The sequence below is a fragment of the Bradyrhizobium aeschynomenes genome, assembly GCF_013178945.1.
Taxonomy (GTDB): Bacteria; Pseudomonadota; Alphaproteobacteria; order Rhizobiales; family Xanthobacteraceae; genus Bradyrhizobium; species Bradyrhizobium aeschynomenes.
Genome location: NZ_JABFDM010000020.1, coordinates 62,555 through 85,468, shown reverse-complemented (window position 1 = coordinate 85,468; position 22,914 = coordinate 62,555). Strand labels below are relative to the sequence as shown.

Here is a 22,914-nt window from a genome sequence, read left to right as displayed (position 1 = left end):
GGCGAAGCCGGCCGCAATCGCCCGTAGAAGGACGGGCTTTTTCAGCTTTCGTTAAGCTCTGCTGGTGCACGCTTACGGCTGCCGGCGATTTTGAAGGCTGGCGGAACGACGGGCCGGAGGTCCGCGTTCGGGACAGAATCTCTGCTGCATTTCATCAGAGTCTCAGACCAGAAGGTTTCGAGCATGTCGGTGATCCCGTTTTGCGCGTCGGCGCGCCAGCATCTGCAATCACGGACAGGCGCATTCCACACTGATCTTGCTGCCGTCGACGAGGATGGTGCCTGCCTGCGCGCGCTGGCGGTGAGCCGGCTGATCGCAGCGACGGCGCTGCCGCTGGCGGGCCAAACGCATGCGCGGATGCTGCACCTGATGACATGACACGACGAGTTAACGAGGGCGCGGTTCGAGAAGCCGGCAACGGCCCGACCGTGGGACGAAGGAGAGCGCGGAAGCCCAGGGGGGCCGCCCGCGCTCTCTTTGTTTTTGGACCATGGTGCAGATGAGGCCGTAGAGCAAAGCTGCAGGTAACGACTAATCTCGCTTGATCTCTGTCTCTCGCAAAGTGCGGCAGGTCGATCCGATTTGCGGATCGTCGTGTTGTGCTCGTCTCCCTCCACGTCGTCATGGCCGGGCTCGTCCCGGCCATCCACGTCGTCCGGCCTGCGGAGAACGACGTGGATGCCCGGGGCAAGCCCGGGCATGACGGAGCAGCTAATAGGCGGAATCGTCCGCCGCCACAGCCTTTCTTACGCGCTCAGCGCCTGCTCGAGATCAGCGATGAGGTCTTCCTTGTCCTCGATGCCGACGGAGATGCGGACGATGTCGGGGCCGGCGCCGGCCTTGATCTTGGCGGCGTCGTCGAGCTGGCTGTGGGTGGTCGAGGCCGGGTGGATCACCAGCGAGCGGGTGTCGCCGACATTGGCGAGATGCGAAAACAGCTTCAAATTCGACACCAGCTTGACGCCGGAATCATAGCCGCCCTTCAGCGAGAAGGTGAACACGGCGCCGGAGCCCTTCGGGCAGTATTTGCGCGCGAGCGCGTGATACTTGTCCTCGGGCAGGCCGGCATAGTTCACCGATGCCACGCCGGGATGCTTGCTGAGATAGTCCGCGACGGCCTTGGCATTGTCGCAGTGCTTCTGCATGCGCAGCGGCAAGGTCTCGATGCCGGTGAGGATCATGAAAGCGTTGAACGGCGACAAAGCGGGTCCGAGATCGCGCAGGCCGAGCACGCGGCAGGCGATCGCGAAGGCGAAATTGCCGAACGTCTCGTGGATCCGGATGCCGTGATATTCGGGACGCGGCTGCGTCAGCATCGGATATTTGTCGCCGCTGCCGGCCCAGTCGAACGTGCCGGCATCGACGATCACGCCGCCGATCGAGTTGCCGTGGCCGCCGAGGAACTTGGTCAGCGAGTGCAGCACGATGTCAGCGCCATGATCGATCGGGCGGATCAGATAGGGCGAGGCCAAGGTGTTGTCGACGATCAAGGGCACGCCGGCCTTGCGCGCGACCTGTGCGATCGCCTCGATATCGGTGATGGTGCCGCCGGGATTGGCGATGGACTCGATGAAGATCGCCTTGGTGCGCGGGCTCACCGCGGCCTCGAAGCTCGCGACGTCGTCGGTGTCGGCCCATACCACGTTCCAGCCGAAGCTCTTGAACGAATGCGTGAACTGGTTGATCGAGCCGCCATAGAGTTTTCGCGCAGCGATGAACTCGTCGCCGGGGGACAGGAGCTGCTGCAGGGCCACGACCTGCGCGGCATGGCCGGAGGCGACGGCGAGCGCAGCGGTGCCGCCCTCGAGCGCGGCGACGCGCTCCTCGAGCACGGCGTTGGTCGGGTTGCCGATGCGGGTGTAGATGTTGCCGAACGCCTGCAGGCCGAACAGCGAGGCGGCGTGGTCGGCGTCGTTGAACACGAACGACGTGGTCTGATAGATCGGCGTCGCCCGCGCACCGGTGGTCGGGTCTGGCTGGGCGCCGGCGTGAATGGCGAGGGTGGCGAATCCGGGGGCACGTTCGGTCATGGTGTTTCCTCGTGGGCTTGATCCCTCGCGCGGCGGCGCCGGCCGGCACGGGGATCGATGATGGGAGACGGTGTCGATAGCGCGCCGTTGTGCGCCTCCGCGTCATCCCGGCGGAGGACATTTGCCAGCGGGCAAGATGCCGTCAAGGTGGCAGGCGCCGTCAGCTCCGATTTGAAATGCGTTGCTGTGTCGCGCCATGTCCGCGACACGTTCCTTTCGCAGATGCGTCAGGTCGGATCGCTTCTGTCCTTCGCGGCGCGGTCGGCGGCTGTCGTGGCGCCGCCGCCGACGCTGGTGCGGTTCAGCGACAGGCGCATGCCTTGCGTGGGGATCGGCGCGCGCTTGGCGCTGATGGTGCGGGAGTTGACGCCCATCCAGGAGATCTCCGACGAGAGCCGGCCATACTCGATCTTGGGGCAGCGGTTCATGACCACCTTCATGCCGGCCGCCTCGGCCTTCTCCGCCGCGGCATCGTCGCGGGCGCCAAGCTGCATCCAGATCACCTTCGGCAAGGGTGAGAGCTTCAGCGCCTCCTCGACGATCGGCATGATGTGAACAGAGCTTCTGAAAATATCGATCATGTCGATCGGGCGGCCGATGTCGGCGAGCGAGGCGACGAACGGGCGGCCCATCAGGCTCTTGCCGACATGGCCGGGGTTCACCGGGATCATGTCGTAGCCGCGCTGCACCAGATATTTGAAGGCGAAGAAGCTTGGCCGAATCTCGGAGGGCGAGGCGCCGACCATCGCGATCACCTTCACGCCGTTGAGAATGCCGCGGATGTAGTCGTCGGGATAGGTGTCGTGATTCATGGGCGTGCGCTTCTGTTCGTTATTGTCATTCCGGGGCGCCCGAAGGGCGAACCCGGAATCTCGAGCTGAGTCCGATCACCTCGAGATTCCGGGTTCGATGCTTCGCTTCGCTCGCAATGACGGAGGAAAGAGCGGGGTAACCTACTCATCCCGCCATGTCGGTTCGCGTTTCTCGATGAAGGCGCCGATGCCTTCTTCCGCGTCGCGGGCGAGCATGTTCTCGGTCATCACCTCTGCCGCATAACGATAGGCGTCGGCAAGGTTCATTTCAGCTTGGCGATAGAACGCCTCCTTGCCGAGCTTGATCGTATGCGCCGATTTGCGTGCCACTTGTTGCGCCAGCGCAATCGCCGCGTCGCGTTCCGTGCCGGGAGTCACCACGCGGTTGATCAGCCCCATCTCGCGGGCGCGCGGCGCCGGAACCAGCTCGCCGGTCAGCAGCATCTCCATCGCCTGCTTGGCGCTGACGTTACGCGACAGCGCCACCATCGGCGTCGAGCAGAACAGGCCGATGTCGACGCCGGGCGTCGCGAACGAGGCGCGCTCGGAAGCAACCGCGAGATCGCAGGTCGCGACCAGCTGGCAGCCGGCCGCGGTGGCGATGCCCTGCACCGACGCGACGACGGGTTTCGGCAGATGCACGATCGTCTGCATCATCGCGCTGCAGGCGTTCATCAGCTTGGCGAAGAAAGAGCGGCCGCGGTCGGCGTCGGCCCGGCGGGCAGTGAGCTCCTTCAAGTCGTGGCCGGCGCAGAACGCGGGACCATTCGCTGCGATGACCACGGCGCGCACCGCCTTGTCGGCGCCGATCTCGGCGAGCGCCAGCTGCAACTCGGCGATCAGCGCCTCCGACAGGCTGTTGCGCTGGGCGGGGCGGTTCAAGGTCAGTACCGCGACGGGACCGGCCATCTCGCGCAACAGGATTGGCGCGTCGGCAGCTTTGGCGAGGGCAGGGGCGGACATTCCGATTTCCCTTTGGCATTTCCGTATGGGCGCTTGTTGGCGGTTAATGTATCAGAAGGCAACGAGACAGAGCAGGGGGAGACATGGCGGCGAAGATGACGATCGCGGAGCTGGAAGCGTTCCTGCACGCGGAATTTCCGCAGGCGTTCCGCACTGGCGGCGACATTTCGATCGAGAGCGCCGATGGCAGGAGCTGCCGGATGCGCCAGCGCTTCAACGAGCGCATGCTGCGCCCCGGCGGCACGGTCTCAGGGCCGACCTTGATGGCGCTGGCCGATTTCGCGATGTACGTGGTGCTGCTGTCGGCGATCGGCCCGGTCGGGCTCGCGGTGACGACGAATCTCAACATCAACTTCCTGCGCAAGGGCGCGGCCGGCGCCGACGTGCTGGCCGAGGCGCGGCTCTTGAAGCTCGGCAAGCGGCTGGCGGTCGGCGAAGTCACGCTGTTGTCAGGGGAATCGCCCGATCCGATCGCCCACGTCACGGCGACCTATTCCATTCCGAATGCGTGATGTTTTTGAGGGTATTATTGCACCATATTTGTAAGTTACTGTTTTTGTTGATGTAATTTAACGCTGACAGCGTTGACGAACGCGGGCGGCTTCTCTAGAAGCTGCGACCAGTTCGGCGCGTCACCCGCGCCGCATTCTCCCTGTCACGGATATCTCTCATGAAAACCTTTTCGGCAAAGCCGGCCGAGGTCCAGAAGAAGTGGGTCGTGATCGACGCCAAGGGTCTGGTCGTCGGTCGTCTCGCCACGCTGGTCGCCATGCGGCTGCGCGGCAAGCACCTCCCGATCTACACGCCGCACGTCGACTGCGGCGACAACGTCATCATCGTCAATGCCGCGCACGCCGTTCTGACCGGCCGCAAGCGCGAGCAGAAGGTGTACTACAAGCACACCGGCTATGTCGGTCACGTCAAGGAGCGCACCGCGCGCCAGATCCTCGAGGGCCGCTTCCCGGAGCGCGTGATCGAGAAGGCCGTCGAGCGCATGATCCCGCGTGGTCCGCTCGGTCGCGTGCAGATGGGCAATCTGCGTGTCTACGGCGGACCCGATCATCCGCACGAGGCGCAGAGCCCCGAGAAGCTCGACATCGCGAAGTTGAACCGCAAGAACACGAGGGCCGCATAAGATGGCCGAAAGCATCCAGTCTCTCGATCAGCTGTCGCAGCTCAAGGGCGCCGTCACGGCTCCGGACGCTCCGAAGTATGAGAAGAAGGTCGACAAGTTCGGCCGCGCCTATGCCACCGGCAAGCGCAAGGACGCGGTCGCCCGCGTCTGGATCAAGCCGGGTTCCGGCAAGGTCACCGTCAACACCCGCGACATCGAAGTCTACTTCGCCCGTCCGGTGCTGCGCATGATGATCGAGCAGCCGATGGTCGTCGCCGCCCGCAAGGGCCAGTACGACGTGATCTGCACGGTCGCCGGCGGCGGCCTGTCCGGCCAGGCCGGCGCGGTCCGTCACGGCCTGTCCAAGGCGCTGACGAATTTCGAGCCGGAGCTGCGCGGCGTCCTCAAGAAGGGCGGCTTCCTGACCCGCGACTCGCGCGTCGTCGAGCGTAAGAAGTACGGCAAGGCCAAGGCCCGCCGCTCCTTCCAGTTCTCGAAGCGCTGATTCTGGCGATCCGGCTGCGGCCGGATCGGTCAGCACCCCATACGAACGGGCGCCCTTCCGGGCGCCCGTTTTGCTTTCTGCGTCGTTGATCAGGCGCTGGCGCGGCGTGCCGTCAGCCAATGGTTCGGCGCCAGCGGCTTGGAGACAACGCGCACCTCGCCGATGCTGCCGATGAAGCCGTCCGCCGGCGCGCGATCCCACCAGCCGCAGCCGAGCGCCCAGGGCTGGGACGCCGCGACGCTGGCGATGCCGTTTCCGCCGATCACGCTGCGCACGACAGGCGCGCCCTCGATGTAGAGCACGGTCGAATTGTCCTTCGGATCGTTGACGATCGCGAGGTGATACCAGGTGTCGAGCATGATCTCGCCGGACCAGTCGGTCTGGGCCTGCGCGGTCGCGCTCGACGGCACGATCTCCCACTGCACCTCGCGCAGGTTCGAGATCGCGAACAGGATCGGCGGCGACTCCGGATCACCGCCGGCATAGCCCGGCAGCCAGCCGCGATTGCCGAAGCGGGTGAGGATGTTGCACCAGGCGTGATCAGCCGCCTTCCAGTTCGGATCGATTTTGATGAAGGCCTCGACGGTGTAGCCCTTGGCGAAACTCGCCGCGTTGATCGGCGCATTCGCTGCGGTGGTGAACCAGCTGAAGCGGCCGGCGCCCTGCTTGGTCGTGTTGAGGAACTGCACGCTGCCCGGCGCAGAGGACAGGCGGTGCTTGTCGGCAGTGTACACGACGTCCGCGACCTGGGCCGCACCGGCGAGCGAGGCACGCTGCATCGGGTTGCCGGAGGTCAGGTCCGGCAGCGCGGTGCCGGCGGCGACCGCCTTGCCGATCGCCGACGACGCGATCCGCCAATGCGCAACGGTTTCGGCAATCAGCGGATAGTCCTGCTCGTTCGCGGGCGGCGCCACCACGGGCTCCGGCGCCTCGGTGTAGTTGGCGTAGAGATCCTGCTTGACGCGCGGCAGAATCGGCGTGCCGGTGAAGGCCGGCAAATGGCAGAAATTGGTGAAGCGGGCGAAGCGCCGGCGGAAGTCGATGTCGATGGTGAATTCGTGGTTGTCATCGGACAGCCAGGCGCGATCGAACTGCTTGAGGCTGTCCTTTGGCTTCTGCACGACCCAGGGCGAGAACGAGGCGACGTCGATCCGGTTCTTCGTGAAGTCGAACTCGTACAGGCGCATCAGGCCGTTGCCGCCCTGATAGGCCATCTGATAGTCGACGACCATCTGGTGCACGGGATTGCGGAAGTCGTTGATCTTCGTCAGATGCGCGCCGCCGTGATAGTGGCCGTTGAGCGTCATGAAGATCTGGTCGTTGCTGCGGATCAGCCTGTCCCAGAGATACTGGCCGTAGGCCACCTCCAGCGGGCTCTTGCCGTCATTGGCGATGTTGAGCAGTTGGTGGTTGACGAGGATCACCGGCAGCATCGGGTGTCGCGCGATCATGCCGCGGGCCCAGGCGATCGCATCGTCAGAGGCGCGCCACGACAGCGACAGCACCATGAAGCTGACGCCGCAGGCATGGAACACATGCGCCTCATGCCAGCCGCTCGGATGCCGCTCCAGGAAGGTGCGCTGCCTGGCGGCGCGGCTTGCCGGGAACCAGGACAAATACGGCTCGGAGGTGCCGCGATGCGCATCGGTACCCGCGCTCTGGCTCGCCGCGCTCTCGAATTCCAGCGCCTGCAGCACGTCATGATTGCCGGCGAGCACGGAGTAGGGCCGGCCGGCGTTCTCCAGCAGCTTCATCGCGGCGTCGGCGACCGCCCATTGCTGCGGATGCTTGGACTGGTCGACGACATCGCCGAGATGGATCGTGAACGGGATGTGGTATTTCGCGGCGTTGTCGACGATGAACTGCGTCTGCGCCGGATAGGGCGTGCTGCCATATTGGCGCTGATAGGCCTGGCCTTCCTCGCTCGTCGCATAGCGCGAATAGAACTGCGTGTCCGGCAGCACCGCGAGCGCGAAGCTGGTGGTGACGTGGTGATGGTGATGGTGCATGCGCCAATGCCAGTGCGCTTGCGCCCGGCCCGGCAGCAGGCTGGCGCCGAGGCCGAGGGCCGAGACGCCCATCGCGTTGCGCAGCAGCGTGCGGCGATCGACGCCCCCAGCCGGATGATCTGCCGTTGATTTCTTGTCGTTTGAATCGTCGTCGAAAGACATGCTCGTCCCCACCTCGTGCGGCCGCTCTGCCGCCGCCGAGCCGTGTTAGGGAGAGATGATCTCAAATTTGAGAAGGTTTCTTATCGTTTCGATGAGTGTTTGCGGCGGATGTGAAATGCTTCATATTTCTCGCGTCCGTTCGCAACTATCAATGAGAGACCACAGGCGACGCGCAATTACAGCGAGCGTCGGCCTCCGCGGCTGCAATCGTTTTTGAATCCTGTTTGCTGCATTTTTGCGCAGCAATTTACGGGCGAGTTGCGCCGAGCTTTTTGAGAAAACTTGGCATCCCAGGCAAACGTCTTTCGAACAGACCACCGGTTAGGTTGATCGCGATAAGGCGGCGCTAACCCTGAGTTCCCGCGCCGCCGCAGCAACCGAGGTGACGCATGGCACTCGACAGCATGACGCTCGACATCGTAGCGACAATGGTCGCGGCGCTGCTTGGCGCCATGTTGCTGCATTTCGGGCGGCAGGAGAGCACGCCGGCGCTGCGCTGGTGGGGCGCCGCGTACGTTCTCGGTGCGGTCGCGATCGCGCTATGGACGCTGATCGGCGACCTCTATGGCGAGGTGGTCTCGCTGTTCCTCAGCTCGATCGGCCTGATTGCGACCGCGATGGTGTGGAACGCCGCCCGCGTCTTCCACGGCAAGACGCCGAGCGTGCCCGGCCTCGTCCTCGGCGCCATCGTCTGGATCGCGAGCGGCATGCTGCTCCATCCCTCGGCGCAGTCGCTGCGGCTGACGATCGGCGCCGCGCTCGTCGTGCTCTATGCAACGCTCACCGCGGCCGAGCTGTGGCAGGAGCGGCGCCGCACCCTGCACAAGCGCTGGCCGGCGCTGCTGGTGCCCGCGATGCACGGCTTCGTCCTGATGCTGCCGATCCTGCTCGGCAACATGCTGCGCGACGCCGACGGCGCCTTCGCCGCCGCCTGGGTCACGATCTTCTCGATCGAGCTCGTGCTCTACGCGGTCGGCACCGTCTTCGTGATCTTCATGCTGGTGTCCGAGCGCATCGTCAGCGCCCACAAGCGCGCGGCAACGACCGATCCTCTGACCGGACTGCTCAACCGGCGCGGCTTCGCCGAGTCCTGCGCGCAACTGATCGCGCGCGAGGCGCGCGAGCGGCGGCCGGTCAGCGTTCTGATCTTCGACATCGATCATTTCAAGTCGATCAACGACCGCTTCGGCCATGCCGAGGGCGACGAGGTGCTGAAGCTCTTTGCGAACGTCGTGGTCAACAATCTGCGGCTGACCGATATTTCGGGGCGGATCGGCGGCGAGGAGTTCGCCGCGCTTCTGCCCTGTTCCATCGACGAGGCGATGGTCGCCGCCGAGCGCGTCCGCGAAGCCTTCGCCGCCGCCGGCGTGGTGTGCGAGGACAAGCCGGTCGACACCACCGTCAGCATCGGCGTCGCCGGCGGAGCTGCCGGCACCGATCTCGACGTGCTGCTCGCAGCCGCCGATACCGCGCTCTACAAGGCCAAGCGCACCGGCCGCAACCGTGTCGAGGCGTCGGCGGAGCTGCCGTTGTCGCTCGATCGCTACCGCCGCCAGCGTGCCGCAGCCGCGACGGCGGCGACGCCGCCGGCCGGTCAGGCGGTCATCTCGGGCTGACGCGCCGCTTTCTCTCCCCAAAGGTCTGGGCTAGACAGACGGTCCAGCACCAGGGGAGGCCGACAGACCATGATCACCGAAATCGCCCAGATCGACGTCAAGCCCGGCACGGAGAAGGATTTCGAGGCGGCGGTGGCCAAGGCGCGCGCCGCCTTCGGCCGCTCCAAGGGCTTTCACGGCTTCGAGCTGCACAAGTCGATCGAGAAGCCGCAGCGCTACCGGCTGATGGTGAAGTGGGAGACCCTGGAAAACCACACGGTGGATTTCCGCGGCTCGGAGAACTTCACCGAATGGCGCGGCCTGGTCGGGCAGTATTTCGCCAGCCCTCCGGAGGTCGAGCACACCGAGACGGTGCTGACCTCGGCCGGCTGAGCGTCTTAGCCGCAGCTGCTACGGAGCGGAGCCGCGATGACCCGAGACGATCTGATCGCTGCGTATTCCGCGCCGGGACGGCATTACCATGATCTGCGCCATGTCGAGGACTGCCTCGCATGGCTCGATCGCGTCGCGGGCCTCGACGCCCGCGATCGCGAGATCCTGACGCTGGCGATCTGGTGGCACGACGTCGTTTATGATCCCAGGCGATCCGACAACGAGGAGCAGAGCGCCGTCCTTGCGGAGCGTCATGTCGCGCCTGACATGCGAGACGAGGTGGCGCGCCTGATCCGGCTGACCCGGACGCACGACGTCGCCGCCGGCGACCGGCGCGGCGCGCTGCTCGTCTCCATCGATCTCGCCATTCTCGGCGCCGACGAGGCCGGCTACGATGCCTATGCGGATGCCATCCGGCGCGAATATGCTGATGTGCCGGACGACGCCTACCGCGCCGGGCGCTCGGCCGTTCTGGACCGGTTCTTAAACCGGCCGATGATCTATCCCGATGCGGACTTTGCTGCCGCGCTAGACCAGAAGGCACGTGCCAATCTCTCGCGCGAGCTGCGCGCTCACGCCCTCCTGCGATAGACCGCCATGCCGAGCAGGCCTACGGTCGCAGCGAACATGATGTAGTAGACCGGCGCGGTCTTGTCGCCGGTGGCCTGCACCAGCCAGGTGTTGATGAAGGGCGCAAGGCCGCCGAACAGCATCACGCCGAAATTGTACATCAGCGATGCCCCCGTTGCGCGGACGCCGACGGGATAGATCTCCGTCATGAACGCCGGCACGGCGCCGCCGAGCACGCCGAGCAGCAGTCCCACAGACTGCAACTGCCACAGATGCGCGGTGGTCGGCTCCGCCACCAGCTGCCTGAACAGCAGGACGTAGAGGATCGGATAGAGCAGCAGCGCGGGCACGATCACGCCCCGCCGGCCGATCCGGTCCGACAGCAGCCCCGACGCGAGACCGAGCGGCACATTGGCGAGGCTGACCGCAAGCAGCCCGAGCTGCGCATCGGCCAGCGGCAGCCTGAGCTCGCTGGCGGCAAAGGCCGGCAGGAACACGCCGCCGACATAGTAGATCGCGGTCCCCGCTGCGATCAGGCCGAATGAAGCCAGCAGCTCGCGCGGATGCTCGGCGACCAACCGGCCGAGGGTCGTCTTTTTCCGGGCGGGGGCTCTGGCCGCTAGTCCGGCCAGATAGGCCTGGAATTCCGGCGATTCGTCGCATCGTCGGCGCAGATACCAGCCGACCGGTCCGATCAGGATTCCGAGGATGAACGGCACCCGCCAGCCCCAGCTGGCGAAATCCGCAGGCGACAAAGTCTTGCCGAGCAGGACCGCGAGCATCGCGCCGAGCGCGAAGGCGAGCGCCTGCGACACCGTCTGAAAGGCGCCGTAGAGGCCCTTGCGGCCGGGAGGTGCGAACTCGATCAGCATGGCGCTCGCCGAGCCGAATTCACCGCCGGCGGAAAAACCCTGGATCAGGCGCGCGAGCAGCAGGAGAGCCGGAGCGGCAATGCCGATCGACGCATAGGTCGGAAGAACGCCGATCAGACCAGTGCCGAAAGCCATCATCGTGATCATCACCACGAGCGCCTTCTTGCGTCCGTATCTGTCGGCGTAGAGGCCGAACACCAGCCCGCCGAGCGGCCGCGCCGCAAAGGCGATGCCGAAGACCGCGAAGGTGGAGAGCAGCGACGCTCTCGGATCGTCGGCCGGAAAGAACAGCTTGCTGATGACGCCGGCAAACAGCCCGAACACCGTGAAGTCGAACCATTCGAGCGCATTGCCGATGGTCGAGGAGATCACGACACGACGGCGCATCGCGTCGCCGGAGACGTGTTGCATGACTGACCTGTCCGTCTGTTCGAGGACCTCGTTGACCAAGCAAGCGGCTGGCGCAGCGAGCGAGTCACGACGTCAGTCTACGATACCGAGAACCTCTGTCCAGCGCGGATGTCGGGCCGCTGATGGCCGAACGCCGGCGGAGCCTGCCGGCGTGCTCCGCACGGACGCAATCGATGCGTCGGCCTCCCGTTTCGCTGCCGGAATGCAGCGCGCGCAACCTCGCATGAGCAGATGTGGCTTGCCTTTTACCGGCGCGCAACGTGCAATGAGAGGCATTGCCGTTGCCCCACGACGGGATTGCGACGATTCCGCTGCCGGCGGCTCAACAGAATCTCCGAAGCGCAACACGCTTCCTCACCTGGGACATCTCATGCCGATCATCAATCGCGCCGCCGAGCTCGCCGAGGACGCCAAGGTCTGGCGCCGTGACTTCCACCAGCATCCCGAGCTGCAATATGAGGTGCACCGGACGGCTGCGCGCGTCGCCGAGTTGCTGACCTCGTTCGGCGTCGACGAGGTGGTCAGCGGAATCGGCCGGACCGGCGTCGTCGGCGTCATCCGCGGCCGCGCGCCATCACAGCGCGTGATCGGCCTGCGCGCCGACATGGATGCCTTGCCGCTGCAGGAGATCACCGACGTCCCGCACAAGTCGACCGTTCCCGGCAAGATGCACGCCTGCGGCCATGACGGTCACACCGCGATGCTGCTGGGTGCGGCACGCTATCTCGCCGAGACGCGCAATTTCGCCGGCAACGCGGTCGTGATCTTCCAGCCGGCAGAGGAAGGCGGAGCCGGCGGCCGCGCCATGGTCGATGACGGCATGATGGAGCGCTTCGGCATCCAGGAGGTCTACGGTTTGCACAATGCGCCAGGCCTGCCGCTCGGCATGGTGGCAACCCGCGCCGGGGCGGTGATGGCGGCCGCGGACACCTTCGAGGTGCGCCTGACAGGCCATGGCGGACACGCGGCGCGACCTAACAAGTGCGTCGATCCGATCGTGGCTGGTGCTCAGATCGTGACCGCGCTGCAGTCGATCGTGGCGCGCAACGTCGATCCGGTCGAGAGCGCGGTGCTGTCGATCACGCGCTTCCATTCCGGAACGACGGCCGACAACATCATTCCGCAGACGGCCGTCATCGGCGGTACGGTGCGCACGCTGAACGAGGAGATCCGCCGGCTGATGGACGAGCGGTTCAAGGCCGTCGTGAACGGGCTTGCGAGCGGCATGGGCGTCGACGTCGAGATCGACTACGAGTGGGGCTATCCTGTCGTCGTCAATCACGTTGAGCAGACCGCATTCGCCGCCGATGTCGCGCGCAGTGTGGTCGGGCCGGATCAGGTCACGACCGACATGCCGCCGAAGCTCGGCGGCGAGGATTTCGCCTACATGTTGCAGGCCCGGCCAGGCGCCTTCGTGTTCATGGGCATCGGCGAGACCGCGGGTGGACTGCATCACCCGGCCTACGACTTCAATGACGAGGTCATCCCGCACGGGATCAGCTATTGGGCCAAGCTAGTCGAGACGGCGATGCCGGTTGAATAGAGTTCAGAGTGAGCAAGTGTCGTGGATGAATGCTCCCCCGTGAGGTGCCGTTCCCGGTGTGGCTTCGAAGCAGCCGTCGTTCGCGTGTTCGGTTCGCGCACGAACGGTCGATCATCGACTCCCGGAAGGCCGTTCGAGAGAGCTTGGCGCGCCTGAGTGCGGCGACGCGGTCACACCACTCCGCGCGCGGCTCCGGCGATTGTTTCCAAATGTTGAGATTCGTTTCCATGCGTGTCACGGGTAACCCGGTAGGCCAGACTGGCCTCGTCGGTACGGGTTGTCAGAGTGAGCGTTGCAGTGCGTTTGGAGTATCGCCCGGACATCGACTGTCTGCGCGCGTTCGCCGTCATTTCGGTGATCGGGTTTCACTATGAGCTGCCGGGCTTCGGCGGCGGCTTCGTCGGCGTCGACGTTTTCTTTGTCATCTCCGGATACGTGATCTCGCGGCTGATCTGGGCGGGGCTTGCCGCCGATTCGTTTTCCTTCCTGACATTCTATGAGCGCAGGGCCAGGCGCCTGCTGCCGGCGCTCTACCTGCTGATCCTCGTGACGGGGATCGCAGGATATGTGCTGGTGCCGCCGAGCGACTACCGGATGTTCTTCGGGAGCGCGATATCGACGCTCCTGTTCTCGTCGAACATCTTCTTCTGGATGGAGACCGGCTATTTCGACCTGCCCACGATGGGCAAAGTCCTGAACCATACCTGGTCACTGTCGGTCGAAGAGCAATTCTACTTCTTGTTTCCGGTCATCACCTGGCTCTGGAGCAAGCTCTTTCGTGATCCCGCGTCGAAATCCTCACTCGCACTCGTCATCGCCGGCACGATGGCGCTGTGCATTGTCGACGAGCTCCTGATCAAGAATTCAGCGTCCGCCGCGTTCTACCTTGCTCCCCTGCGGGCTTGGGAATTCCTGATCGGAAGCATCGCCTTCTTTCTTCTTCGATGGTCGCCGGTCGGGTTCTCGGCGCGCTGTGCCTATGGGCTGATGGGGCTGGCGCTCATGTTGATACCGGTGGTCATGTTCCGGCCGGAGACCCGCTTTCCAGGGCTGCATGCGCTGATCCCTTGTCTCGGCGCGGCCCTCTTCATCATCGCGTTCAATCAGGACGACGGCAGGCCCCGGCTGCCGTTCGAGGATGCGGGGGCGTTTGTCGGGCGCCTGTCCTACGCGCTCTATCTCTGGCATTGGCCGGTGTTCGTTCTCGGCAGAGCGGCGCTCCCGCTCGACGTCGCAAGCTCGAACGCCGGGACGATGACATTGCTGGTGTGCTCGGCGCTGCTGGCGTACCTGTCGCATATCGCCGTGGAACGCCCCATTCGTGCATGCACGGCCTGGAACGGCTTGCGCGTTTCGGGACTGATCGCGGGCACGGCAGCGGTCCTGATGGCGGTCGGGATCCACGGCTTCTCGCACGAGGGCTATGCGGGACGCTTTCCGGCGTCGCAGGAGCGGATGTTGCGCTACAATGCCCAGGCGGTGGCACCGTTCTACCGGACGCATAGCTGCTTTCTGCAGCCCGACGAGCCGTTGTCGCACTACGATTCCGGCGCGTGTCTCACGCCGGCGGCAGACAGGCGCAACATTCTGCTCGCTGGTGACAGCATCGCCGCCCACTATGGCTGGGGCCTGCGCGATTACTTGCCTGCGGCCTATCATTTGATGCAGCTGACATCGGCGGCCTGCGCCCCCTTCGTCGAGTTGCAGCAGGAGTTTTCGCGAAGCTGCAATGACGCCAATCGTCTCCTGCGCGAAGAGATCAGGGCGCGACGCCCCGCGGCGGTGATCGTTTCAGGCAATTGGCGCGTGTACGTAGAAGTCTATGGTCGAGCGGCCGCTCCGGGTTTCGACAGCTATCTCGGTGCGTTGCTGAAGGAGGCGGAAGACGCGGGCATTCCGGTTCTGTTGCTTGGGCCTTCGCTCGAATTTCCGGCTCCCTTGGCTCAGACTTTGTTCAACTACGAGCGGACGCATCTGCCGGTCGCCAACTCGCTCAAGCCGGTGGAGGCATCGTTCAAGGCCGACGAGCGGCTCCGGGCGATCGCGCGCTCTCACCCCGGCGTTCAGTACGTTTCGGTCCTCGATGCGATCTGCAGCCTGCGTGCTTGTCCAACCAGGGTTGATCCGGAAACGCCGATCACCTGGGACATCATCCACCTCACGCCGGAAGGCTCCAAATTCGTCGTCTCCAAATTGAAGCCGCAACTGGATGCATTCCTGAGCAGACTTTCTCCGCCGCCGGAAGCCAAGCTGAAGGAGTTCGTGGCCGGGCGTTCGGCGACGCCTCGGGATGCTTCCTCTCAAGTGCAATAGCCGGCGCAGGGAGAGCCGTTCAGATTGCGGCCGCGGCGTCCTCGGTGCTGCGGTCGCTCTTGAAATAGTCGATCATGACCTTGGCGATCGCCATCAGCGGCAGTGCCAGCGTCAGACCCCAGACGCCGAACACGATGCCCAGCAGGATCTGGAACGCGAACAGCGTGGCCGGCGGAATGTCCAGCGCCTGCCGCTGGATCAACGGCGTCAGCACGTAGCTTTCCATCGCGTGCACGCCGAGGAACAGCACGAAGGCGGAGGCGGCCGCGACCCAGCCCGAAGCGAGGCTCGCCAGCACCACGATGACGCCGGCGATGATGGCACCGACGGTCGGAATGAAGGCCAGCAGGCCGGCCTGGATGCCCAGGATGAACGAGCTCTGCACGCCGATGATGGCGAGCCCGATCCAGGTGACGAGGAAGACCGCGAACATCGTGGTGATCTGGGCGATCAGCCAGCGCTCCAGCGTATAGCTGATGCGGTCGACGATCACGGTGGCCTGGTCGCGGTACTTGGCCGGCGCCAGGAACAGCAAACCGCTGCGATAGACCGAGGGCTGGGCGGCGAAGGCGAGCCCCAGGAACAGCACGATGAAGAAGTTGCCGACGGCGCTGACGGTGCCGAGCAGCAGCTTGAAGGTCTGGCTGACGATGGCGCCGCCGGAGGAGGCCAGCGCGCTCGGCGAGGGCAGTCCGCTCGGCAGACTGTGGGACGGCGTCTGAGTCGGCGTGGTCGACCCGCCATCGGGGGCGGACGTGGCCGGCGGCGCGGCGTTGAAGTCGAAGAAGCTGGTGTCGATGCCGTTACGGTCGAGGAAGCCCTTGATGTTGCCGAGCTGCGACTTGATGGTGTCGCTCAGCACCTTGGCCTGGTCGGCGATGGTGGTGCCGCCGAGGAAGACGATGCCGACGAGGACGGCTGCGAGCGCCAAGCAGACGATGACGAGCCGCGCCGGGTGCGGCCAGGGCAGTACCCGGCCAAGGAGGCTGGTCATGGCGTTGAGTGCGACGCCGAGCAGCATGCCGGAGAACAGCAGGAACAGCGCCGCAGCGTAGTACCAGCTGAAGGCCAGCGCGGCCATGAACAGGATCATCCCGATTCCGCCCACGGCGATGGCCCAGGCCAGGTCGCTGCGGGCCTGGAGGCGGGGGTCTGCGGGGGCGGTCATGAGGCGTCCTTGTGCTGATCAACCCCACATTGGCGAAAACCGCTGCCGGATCAAGCGGGGCATTGGAGATCGTTGACGGGCGGACGCCGCGGGGTTGCCCGGAATTGGCATTGGGGACCCGCGCGCGCATATGTTGATCCGTGGATGCGACGCAGGCATGATTTGTGCCTGCTGACTGATCCGAAGATCGGCCAGCACATCAGGGAGACAACGAGGGCAATGAAGCGTCCGGTCGTCGGCGTGATCGGCAACAGCCATCGCGTCGAGAACAGGTTCACCGTGCAGATGGTGGGCGAGCGCAATCTGAGCGCCGTGGCCGAGGTTGCGGGTGCGCTGCCGCTGATGTTTGCCGGCGTTCCGGAGATCACCGACATCGGCGCGCTGCTCGACGTGGTCGATGGCGTGGTGCTGACCGGGGCCCGCGCCAACGTGCATCCGACGCGCTTCAACACCGAGCCCAGCCTCAAGCACGAGCCCTACGACGTCCATCGCGACGAGGTCGCGCTGCAATTGTCGGAGGCCTGCGTCGCCAGAGGCATTCCGCTGTTCGGCATCTGCCGGGGCCTGCAGGAGATGAACGTCGCGTTCGGCGGCTCGCTGCATCCGGAGATCCGCGAGATTCCCGGTCGGATGAACCACCGCATGCCCCGCCTGGAGAACGGCGAGATCCATCCGGATCCAACCGTCATCTTCGCCGACCGCCACGAGGTGCGGCTGACCCCGGGCGGCGCCTTCGCCGGGATCCTCGGCTGCGACAGCATCAAGGTCAATTCGCTGCACGGCCAGGGCATCCTCGAGCCCGGCGACCGCGTCGTCATCGAGGGCATCGCCGAAGACGGCACCATCGAGGCCATCCGCATCGCCGATGCGCCGAGCTTTGCATTGGGCGTGCAATGGCACGCCGAATATGACCCGCAGAAGAACCCGATCAACCGCAAGCTGTTCGAGGCGTTCGGGGAGGCGGTGAGGAGGCGGCGTCTCGCGGCCTGATGTCAGCCTGAACCCGAGGTGCGGCGAAACAGACCCAAGACTGTACAGACCCAAGACTGTCGGCTGCGTTGTCTTGCATTCTCACAAGGGTTCACTGATGCGATATGTCTTGACCGCCGCCATCGCGCTGGCCGTTGCGAGTCCTGCTCTTGCCCTGACCGCGCCGCCGACGGAAGGGCCGATCACCTGCACGTTGCCGGTGGCCGCGACCGACACGGCGAAGACCCTGAAGCAGCGCTACGGAAGTGAAGCTGTGATCGAGGATCTGCCCGGAGCGGAAGGCGAGACCTACAGGGGCCTCGTGCTGTTTCCGCGCGCGATGGACCGCCGTATCGAAGTCGGCTTCATCGAGGACAAGGCCGCCACTGTGTCCGGGCTCACCTTGCGCGACACGGCCAAGACCAGCCGTTGGAGCGTGGCCGGCATCAGCATCGGTGCGAGCCTCGCTGCGGTTCAGAAGGCCAATGGCAAGCCGTTCGCCGTCGCAGGCTTCGGCTGGGACTATGGCGGCTGGGTCACCGACTTCAAGAACGGCGCGCTCGGGCGCATGCTGCCGGGCGGCTGCTCGCTGACGGTGCGGTTCGGCACCGACAAGGACACGCCGCGGGCGCTCTCGGGGGACGGCGTCAAGGTGTCGTCCGACAATCCGGCGCTGCTGAAGCTTGCGCCCGTGGTGACCGAGATCGGCGTGAATTTCGCCGCCAAGTGATGGAGGCGAAATTGGTATCCTTCTTAGAGAGACCGCACCCTACTTGCGAGAAGTCGTGCTGGATCCGACTGCTCCCCCGATAACGGCTCCTGCGAAGATCTTTGCGATCTCTAGAAATCCTGAGGTGGCTTCCTTGGCTGGATTGTAGATCAATCCGACTACGCCCAAGACTCCGAAAGCAATCGTCATCAAAGCGACGACGGCGGTGAAACCAACAAATGTGCGGTTCCACCAGCCCTCCGGTTTGGGCGCCATTTGGGAGGGGAATTTGTTACCGGGGATGTATTCGTTTAGCGACATGAAGACGTCGCCAGCCTCAAGCTCGGATCGATCAGCTTCCTTCGCGATTTCTGATGCTCGGTTGGAAATCTTCTGTCGGATTGGTGGGATGTAGAGGTCCCAGATCTTATCGAAAACCTCGTTCGTCTCCGGCATTTCAACCCCCGCTAGATGGTTAGTTAAAATGCAATCAAATAGAACGGATCGTGCAGATGTCCAACAACAAAAGGGCGCCCCGTGAGGGGCGCCCTGCTGTCGTCTCCGCCGATCTGATCGGGCGTCAGCCCGAGTAGTACATGTCGAACTCGACCGGGTGGGGCGTCATTTCGAAGCGCTCGACCTCGGTCATCTTCAGCGCGATGTAGCTGTCGATGAAGTCGTCGTCGAACACGCCGCCGGCCTTCAGGAAGGCGCGGTCCTTGTCGAGGTTCTCGAGCGCCTCACGGAGCGAGCCGCAGACGGTCGGGATCTGCTTCAGCTCTTCCTTCGGCAGGTCGTAGAGGTCCTTGTCCATCGCCGGGCCCGGGTCGAGCTTGTTCTTCACGCCGTCGAGGCCGGCCATCAGCATCGCGGCGAAGCCGAGATAGGGGTTGGCCATCGGATCGGGGAAGCGGACCTCGACGCGCTTGGCCTTCGGCGAGGAGGTGTAGGGGATGCGGCAGGAGGCCGAGCGGTTGCGCGCGGAGTAGGCGAGCAGCACCGGCGCCTCATAGCCCGGGACCAGACGCTTGTAGGAGTTGGTCGACGGGTTGGTGAAGGCGTTGATGGCCTTGGCGTGCTTGATGATGCCGGCGATGTAGGACAGGCAGGTCTCCGACAGGTCGGAATACTTGTTGCCCGCGAACACCGGCTTGCCGTCCTTCCAGATCGACTGGTGGACGTGCATGCCCGAGCCGTTGTCGCCGTAGACCGGCTTCGGCATGAAGGTGGCGGTCTTGCCGTAGATGTGCGCGACCTGGTGGATGCAGTACTTGTAGATCTGCATCTGGTCGGCCATCAGCGTCAGCGTGTCGAACTTCATGCCGAGCTCGTGCTGGGCGGAAGCGACCTCGTGATGGTGCTTCTCGACCTTGACGCCCATGCGGGCCATCGCGCCGAGCATCTCCGAGCGCATGTCCTGCACGGAGTCCTGCGGCGGCACCGGGAAGTAGCCGGCCTTGGTGCGGATGCGGTGGCCGAGATTGCCGCCCTCATACTCGGTGTCGGAGTTGGTCGGCAGCTCCGAGGAGTCGAGGCGGAAGCCGGTGTTGTAGGGCGAGGAGCTGTAGCGCACGTCGTCGAACACGAAGAACTCGGCTTCGGGGCCGACGAACACGGTGTCGCCCACGCCCATCGACTTCACCATGGCCTCGGCCTTCTTGGCGATGCCGCGGGGATCACGGTTGTACGGCTCGCCGGTGGTCGGCTCGAGCACGTCGCAGGTGATGATCATGGTGGTCTCGGCGAAGAACGGATCGATCGTCGCGGTCACCGGGTCGGGCATCAGGCACATGTCGGACTCGTTGATCGCCTTCCAGCCGGCGATCGAGGAGCCGTCGAACATCGTGCCTTCGGCGAAAATGTCTTCGTCGATCATGCTGACGTCGAAGGTGACGTGCTGCCACTTGCCCCGCGGATCGGTGAAGCGGAGGTCGACGTATTTGACGTCGTTGTCTTTGATTGCTTTCAAGACGTCCTTGGCGGTCTTCATGAATACCCCTCTTGGCTTATAACGTCACGGCCCGGCGCGGGACGGCGTCCGCGGGTCATGCTCCTTAGCCTCGCACGGGGGCCAAGACAATATCGGAAACGGCAAAATGGCCGCGGTCAGGCGCCCCGTGGAGAACGCCTGCGCTGCCGTCGTGGCTGCTTTCGCAGCAAATTTTCTCTATCCGAGGCCTGGGACGGGCGACCGTTCCCAAGCCTCGGGTCTGGCGCTAGATCGCGTCCAGCCCCGATTCACCGGTTCTGATGCGAATGGCTTCCTCGATGTTGGAGACGAAAATCTTGCCGTCGCCGATGCGGCCGGTCTGGGCCGCGCGGCGGATTGCCTCGNAATCTTGCCGTCGCCGATGCGGCCGGTCTGGGCCGCGCGGCGGATTGCCTCGATCGCACGCTCGACCAGGTCGTCGCCGATCACGATCTCGATCTTCACCTTGGGCAGGAAGTCGACGATGTATTCGGCGCCGCGATAGAGTTCGGCATGGCCCTTCTGTCGGCCGAAGCCCTTCGCCTCGGTCACGGTGATGCCCTGAAGTCCCACTTCCTGAAGCGCCTCCTTCACCTCGTCGAGCTTGAACGGCTTGATGATGGCTTCGATCTTCTTCACTGAGCGCCTCCCGGGCATTCCGCTATAAAAAACAGTTGGGTCATCGTCAGGCTGCGCCGATGCGCAGGTCATTCGATCATTCGTTACCGGGCCCGACATTCTCCGGCGGAGGCCCGGTGATTGACAGCCCGTCTTGCCCCGTGCCGAAGTGGCTCCACAAAAGCAGGGTCTATGCCAAGTCGTTAACGAGGCTGAATCGAACAGATATCCGGGCCTTTGGCGTTGAGCCGACGATTCCCTCAGGGAGTGTCCAGAATACCGAAGCTCGCGAATTAGGCAAACAGGTCATAAGTTGTGCAGAAGTCGGAGCGGCGTCGGCAGGCCTGCCGAAATGCCCAGGGAAAAGGCGGCGACCGATCACGAGATCAGCGGTGTGAGAGGATGGAAGCGCTCTTGGAACTTGCCTGCGGGCGCGGCAATAGGAGGTGACAGGATTCGGCTGACGCGCGGGGCACGGCGCGTGTGGCGACCATCGAGCAGCGGGGCATGAGACCGCTGCGGGGGACATGAGCAGCAATGGAAGTCTTGACCACGAGCGAAATGGAGCGTGCCGACCGGCTGACGATCGCGGCCGGCACGCCCGGATTCTCGTTGATGCTGAGCGCCGGCCAGGCTGTCGCTGCGGCCGCCATGGATCTGGTCGAGGAGGGGCCGATCCTGGTCGTTTGCGGGCCCGGCAACAATGGCGGCGACGGCTTCGTGGCGGCGGCGGAGCTGGCCGCACAGGGCCGCGACGTCTCGGTCATTCTGATGTGCGAGCGCGACGCGCTGCAGGGCGATGCGGCCTCGGCGGCCAAGGGCTGGAAGTTTCCGGTGCTGCCGTTCACGCCGCAGGCGATCGGCAAGCCGGCGTTGATCGTCGATGCGCTGTTCGGCGCCGGCCTCAGCCGTCCCGTCAGCGGCGAGCCGCAGGACGTCATCGCGGCGATCAACGCCAACGGCGCGCCGGTGCTCGCGGTCGATCTGCCGAGCGGCATCAACGGTACGACCGGCGCGGTCATGGGCATCGCCGTCAGGGCGACCGAGGCCGTGACCTTCTTCCGCAAGAAGCCGGCGCATCTGTTGCTGCCGGGACGCCAGCATTGCGGCCGGGTCCGGCTCGCCGATATCGGCATCGATCCGCACGTGCTCGACGAAATCAAGCCGCAGGCGTTCGAGAACGAGCCGGAACTGTGGCGCAGCCGCTTTCCCGTGCCTGTTATCGACGGCCACAAATACGCGCGGGGTCATGTGCTCGCGGTGTCCGGCGATCTCACCGCCACCGGCGCCTCGCGCATGGCTGCGCGGGCTGCGTTGCGGGCCGGCGCCGGCCTCGTGACCTTGGCCTCGCCGCGTGATGCGCTCGCCGTCAATGCGTCGGCGCTGACGGCTGTGATGGTGCGCGCCGCCGACAGCGCGATCGAGTTTGGCGAGCTGCTCGGCGACAAGCGCTACAACACCTGCATCATCGGTCCGGGGACGGGCGTCAGCGAGCGCACGCGCGATCTCGTTTTCACCGGGCTCACCGCGCAGCGTCATCTGGTGCTGGATGCGGATGCGCTGACGAGCTTCGCCGACGCGCCGGAGCGGCTGTTCGAGCAGATCAGGATGATGGCGGACGCGCAGATCGTGCTGACCCCGCACGAGGGCGAATTCCCGCGGCTGTTCTCGGACCTCAGCAACAAGAATCCCGGCCGCTCCAAGCTCGAGCGAGTGCGCGCCGCGGCCGCCCGCTGCGGCGCCGTGGTGCTGCTGAAGGGCGCCGACACCACGGTCGCCGCGCCCGACGGCCGCGCCGCCATCGCCGCCAATGCGCCGCCCTGGCTTGCCACCGCCGGCGCCGGCGACGTGCTCGCCGGCATCATTGCGGGTCTCCTGGCGCAGGGCGTGCCGGCGTTCGAGGCGGCCTGCATCGGCGTGTGGATGCATGGCGAGGCCGGCAGCGAAGCGGGGCCGGGGCTGATCGCGGAGGACCTGACGGAGACGCTGCCGGCAGTGTTCCGGCGGCTCTATGACCGGTTCGGGGTCGAGTATTGATGTGAGGCGAGCCGCTGCCCCAATGACGGCTGTCATGCCCGCGCAGGCGGGCATCCAGTACGCCGCGGCCGATCGGTGTGATCACAACCGCCGCGGCGTCCTGGATCGCCCGGTCAAGCCGGGCGATGACAGCTGAGTTTGCAGTGGCGTCG

Annotated in this window: 20 protein-coding genes and 1 pseudogene; 12 read left to right on the top strand and 9 right to left on the bottom strand. The window is 65.1% G+C overall.

What is annotated here, in order from left to right:
• The first annotated feature begins 183 nt into the window (after positions 1-183).
• Positions 184-378, top strand: coding sequence for a hypothetical protein (locus HL666_RS33110; RefSeq protein WP_172185702.1), 195 nt, complete (start codon positions 184-186; stop codon positions 376-378).
• 368 nt (positions 379-746) lie between these two features.
• Here the strand turns inward: HL666_RS33110 and HL666_RS33105 are convergent, their stop codons facing one another.
• The 3 genes from HL666_RS33105 to HL666_RS33095 all read right to left on the bottom strand — a co-directional run bounded on the left by HL666_RS33105 (position 747) and on the right by HL666_RS33095 (position 3,805).
• Positions 747-2,030 carry an O-acetylhomoserine aminocarboxypropyltransferase gene (locus HL666_RS33105; RefSeq protein WP_172185700.1) on the bottom strand — a complete coding sequence of 428 codons (1,284 nt, stop codon included), beginning with the start codon at positions 2,028-2,030 and terminating at the stop codon, positions 747-749.
• 227 nt (positions 2,031-2,257) lie between these two features.
• Positions 2,258-2,842: a CoA-binding protein gene (locus tag HL666_RS33100; RefSeq protein WP_172109675.1), complete on the bottom strand. Its 585-nt coding sequence runs from the start codon at positions 2,840-2,842 to the stop codon at positions 2,258-2,260.
• 141 nt (positions 2,843-2,983) lie between these two features.
• Positions 2,984-3,805, bottom strand: coding sequence for an enoyl-CoA hydratase (locus HL666_RS33095; protein ID WP_172185698.1), 822 nt, complete (start codon positions 3,803-3,805; stop codon positions 2,984-2,986).
• Positions 3,806-3,888: 83 nt separating this feature from the next.
• On the opposite strand from HL666_RS33095, the gene HL666_RS33090 reads away from it, so the two are divergent.
• From HL666_RS33090 to rpsI, 3 genes are all read left to right on the top strand, one after another.
• Positions 3,889-4,317 carry a PaaI family thioesterase gene (locus HL666_RS33090; RefSeq protein WP_172109673.1) on the top strand — a complete coding sequence of 143 codons (429 nt, stop codon included), beginning with the start codon at positions 3,889-3,891 and terminating at the stop codon, positions 4,315-4,317.
• A gap of 158 nt (positions 4,318-4,475) precedes the next feature.
• The gene (gene rplM, locus HL666_RS33085) at positions 4,476-4,940 is read left to right on the top strand and encodes a 50S ribosomal protein L13 (RefSeq protein ID WP_172109672.1); all 465 of its coding nucleotides are present in this window, start codon (positions 4,476-4,478) and stop codon (positions 4,938-4,940) included.
• A 1-nt stretch (position 4,941) separates the two neighbouring features.
• Positions 4,942-5,424: a 30S ribosomal protein S9 gene (gene rpsI / locus HL666_RS33080; RefSeq protein ID WP_172109671.1), complete on the top strand. Its 483-nt coding sequence runs from the start codon at positions 4,942-4,944 to the stop codon at positions 5,422-5,424.
• Between the two features lie 89 nt (positions 5,425-5,513).
• On the opposite strand, the gene HL666_RS33075 is transcribed toward rpsI, so the two are convergent.
• The gene (locus HL666_RS33075; protein ID WP_172185696.1) at positions 5,514-7,595 is read right to left on the bottom strand and encodes a LamG-like jellyroll fold domain-containing protein; all 2,082 of its coding nucleotides are present in this window, start codon (positions 7,593-7,595) and stop codon (positions 5,514-5,516) included.
• 389 nt (positions 7,596-7,984) lie between these two features.
• Here HL666_RS33075 and HL666_RS33070 point away from each other — a divergent pair, with 389 nt between their 5' ends.
• The 3 genes from HL666_RS33070 (at position 7,985) to HL666_RS33060 (ending at position 10,174) form a co-directional block, all read left to right on the top strand.
• Complete coding sequence (locus tag HL666_RS33070; RefSeq protein WP_172109669.1) at positions 7,985-9,211, top strand: GGDEF domain-containing protein; 1,227 nt, start codon at positions 7,985-7,987, stop codon at positions 9,209-9,211.
• A gap of 69 nt (positions 9,212-9,280) precedes the next feature.
• On the top strand, positions 9,281-9,583 hold the full coding sequence (locus tag HL666_RS33065; RefSeq protein ID WP_172109668.1) for an antibiotic biosynthesis monooxygenase family protein: 303 nt from the start codon (positions 9,281-9,283) through the stop codon (positions 9,581-9,583).
• 36 nt (positions 9,584-9,619) lie between these two features.
• A complete protein-coding gene (locus HL666_RS33060) occupies positions 9,620-10,174 on the top strand; it encodes an HD domain-containing protein (RefSeq protein ID WP_172132672.1) in 555 nt (184 codons plus the stop codon).
• Here HL666_RS33060 and HL666_RS33055 read toward each other — a convergent pair.
• Complete coding sequence (locus tag HL666_RS33055; protein WP_172185694.1) at positions 10,156-11,436, bottom strand: MFS transporter; 1,281 nt, start codon at positions 11,434-11,436, stop codon at positions 10,156-10,158. The two genes, HL666_RS33060 and HL666_RS33055, sit on opposite strands and share 19 nt — an antisense overlap.
• A 370-nt stretch (positions 11,437-11,806) precedes the next feature.
• Between HL666_RS33055 and HL666_RS33050 the strand changes: the two genes are divergently transcribed.
• Both HL666_RS33050 and HL666_RS33045 read left to right on the top strand, forming a co-directional pair.
• Positions 11,807-12,979: a M20 aminoacylase family protein gene (locus tag HL666_RS33050; protein WP_172185692.1), complete on the top strand. Its 1,173-nt coding sequence runs from the start codon at positions 11,807-11,809 to the stop codon at positions 12,977-12,979.
• A 285-nt stretch (positions 12,980-13,264) separates the two neighbouring features.
• A complete protein-coding gene (locus HL666_RS33045) occupies positions 13,265-15,292 on the top strand; it encodes an acyltransferase family protein (RefSeq protein WP_311976849.1) in 2,028 nt (675 codons plus the stop codon).
• Positions 15,293-15,311: 19 nt separating this feature from the next.
• On the opposite strand, the gene HL666_RS33040 is transcribed toward HL666_RS33045, so the two are convergent.
• Entirely contained in the window at positions 15,312-16,460 is a 1,149-nt protein-coding gene (locus tag HL666_RS33040; RefSeq protein WP_172185690.1) for an AI-2E family transporter, read from the bottom strand.
• A 219-nt stretch (positions 16,461-16,679) separates the two neighbouring features.
• On the opposite strand from HL666_RS33040, the gene HL666_RS33035 reads away from it, so the two are divergent.
• On the top strand, positions 16,680-17,450 hold the full coding sequence (locus HL666_RS33035) for a gamma-glutamyl-gamma-aminobutyrate hydrolase family protein (protein ID WP_172109662.1): 771 nt from the start codon (positions 16,680-16,682) through the stop codon (positions 17,448-17,450).
• Between the two features lie 97 nt (positions 17,451-17,547).
• Positions 17,548-18,159, top strand: coding sequence for a hypothetical protein (locus HL666_RS33030; RefSeq protein ID WP_172185689.1), 612 nt, complete (start codon positions 17,548-17,550; stop codon positions 18,157-18,159).
• A 39-nt stretch (positions 18,160-18,198) separates the two neighbouring features.
• Here HL666_RS33030 and HL666_RS33025 read toward each other — a convergent pair whose 3' ends face one another.
• The 3 genes and pseudogenes from HL666_RS33025 to HL666_RS33015 form a co-directional block, all read right to left on the bottom strand.
• Complete coding sequence (locus HL666_RS33025) at positions 18,199-18,594, bottom strand: hypothetical protein (RefSeq protein ID WP_172109660.1); 396 nt, start codon at positions 18,592-18,594, stop codon at positions 18,199-18,201.
• 124 nt (positions 18,595-18,718) lie between these two features.
• Complete coding sequence (gene glnA, locus HL666_RS33020) at positions 18,719-20,128, bottom strand: type I glutamate--ammonia ligase (protein ID WP_172109659.1); 1,410 nt, start codon at positions 20,126-20,128, stop codon at positions 18,719-18,721.
• 226 nt (positions 20,129-20,354) lie between these two features.
• A pseudogene (locus tag HL666_RS33015) lies at positions 20,355-20,746 on the bottom strand (P-II family nitrogen regulator).
• A gap of 516 nt (positions 20,747-21,262) precedes the next feature.
• Here HL666_RS33015 and HL666_RS33010 point away from each other — a divergent pair.
• Positions 21,263-22,762 carry an NAD(P)H-hydrate dehydratase gene (locus tag HL666_RS33010; protein ID WP_172185688.1) on the top strand — a complete coding sequence of 500 codons (1,500 nt, stop codon included), beginning with the start codon at positions 21,263-21,265 and terminating at the stop codon, positions 22,760-22,762.
• Positions 22,763-22,914 lie beyond the last annotated feature (152 nt).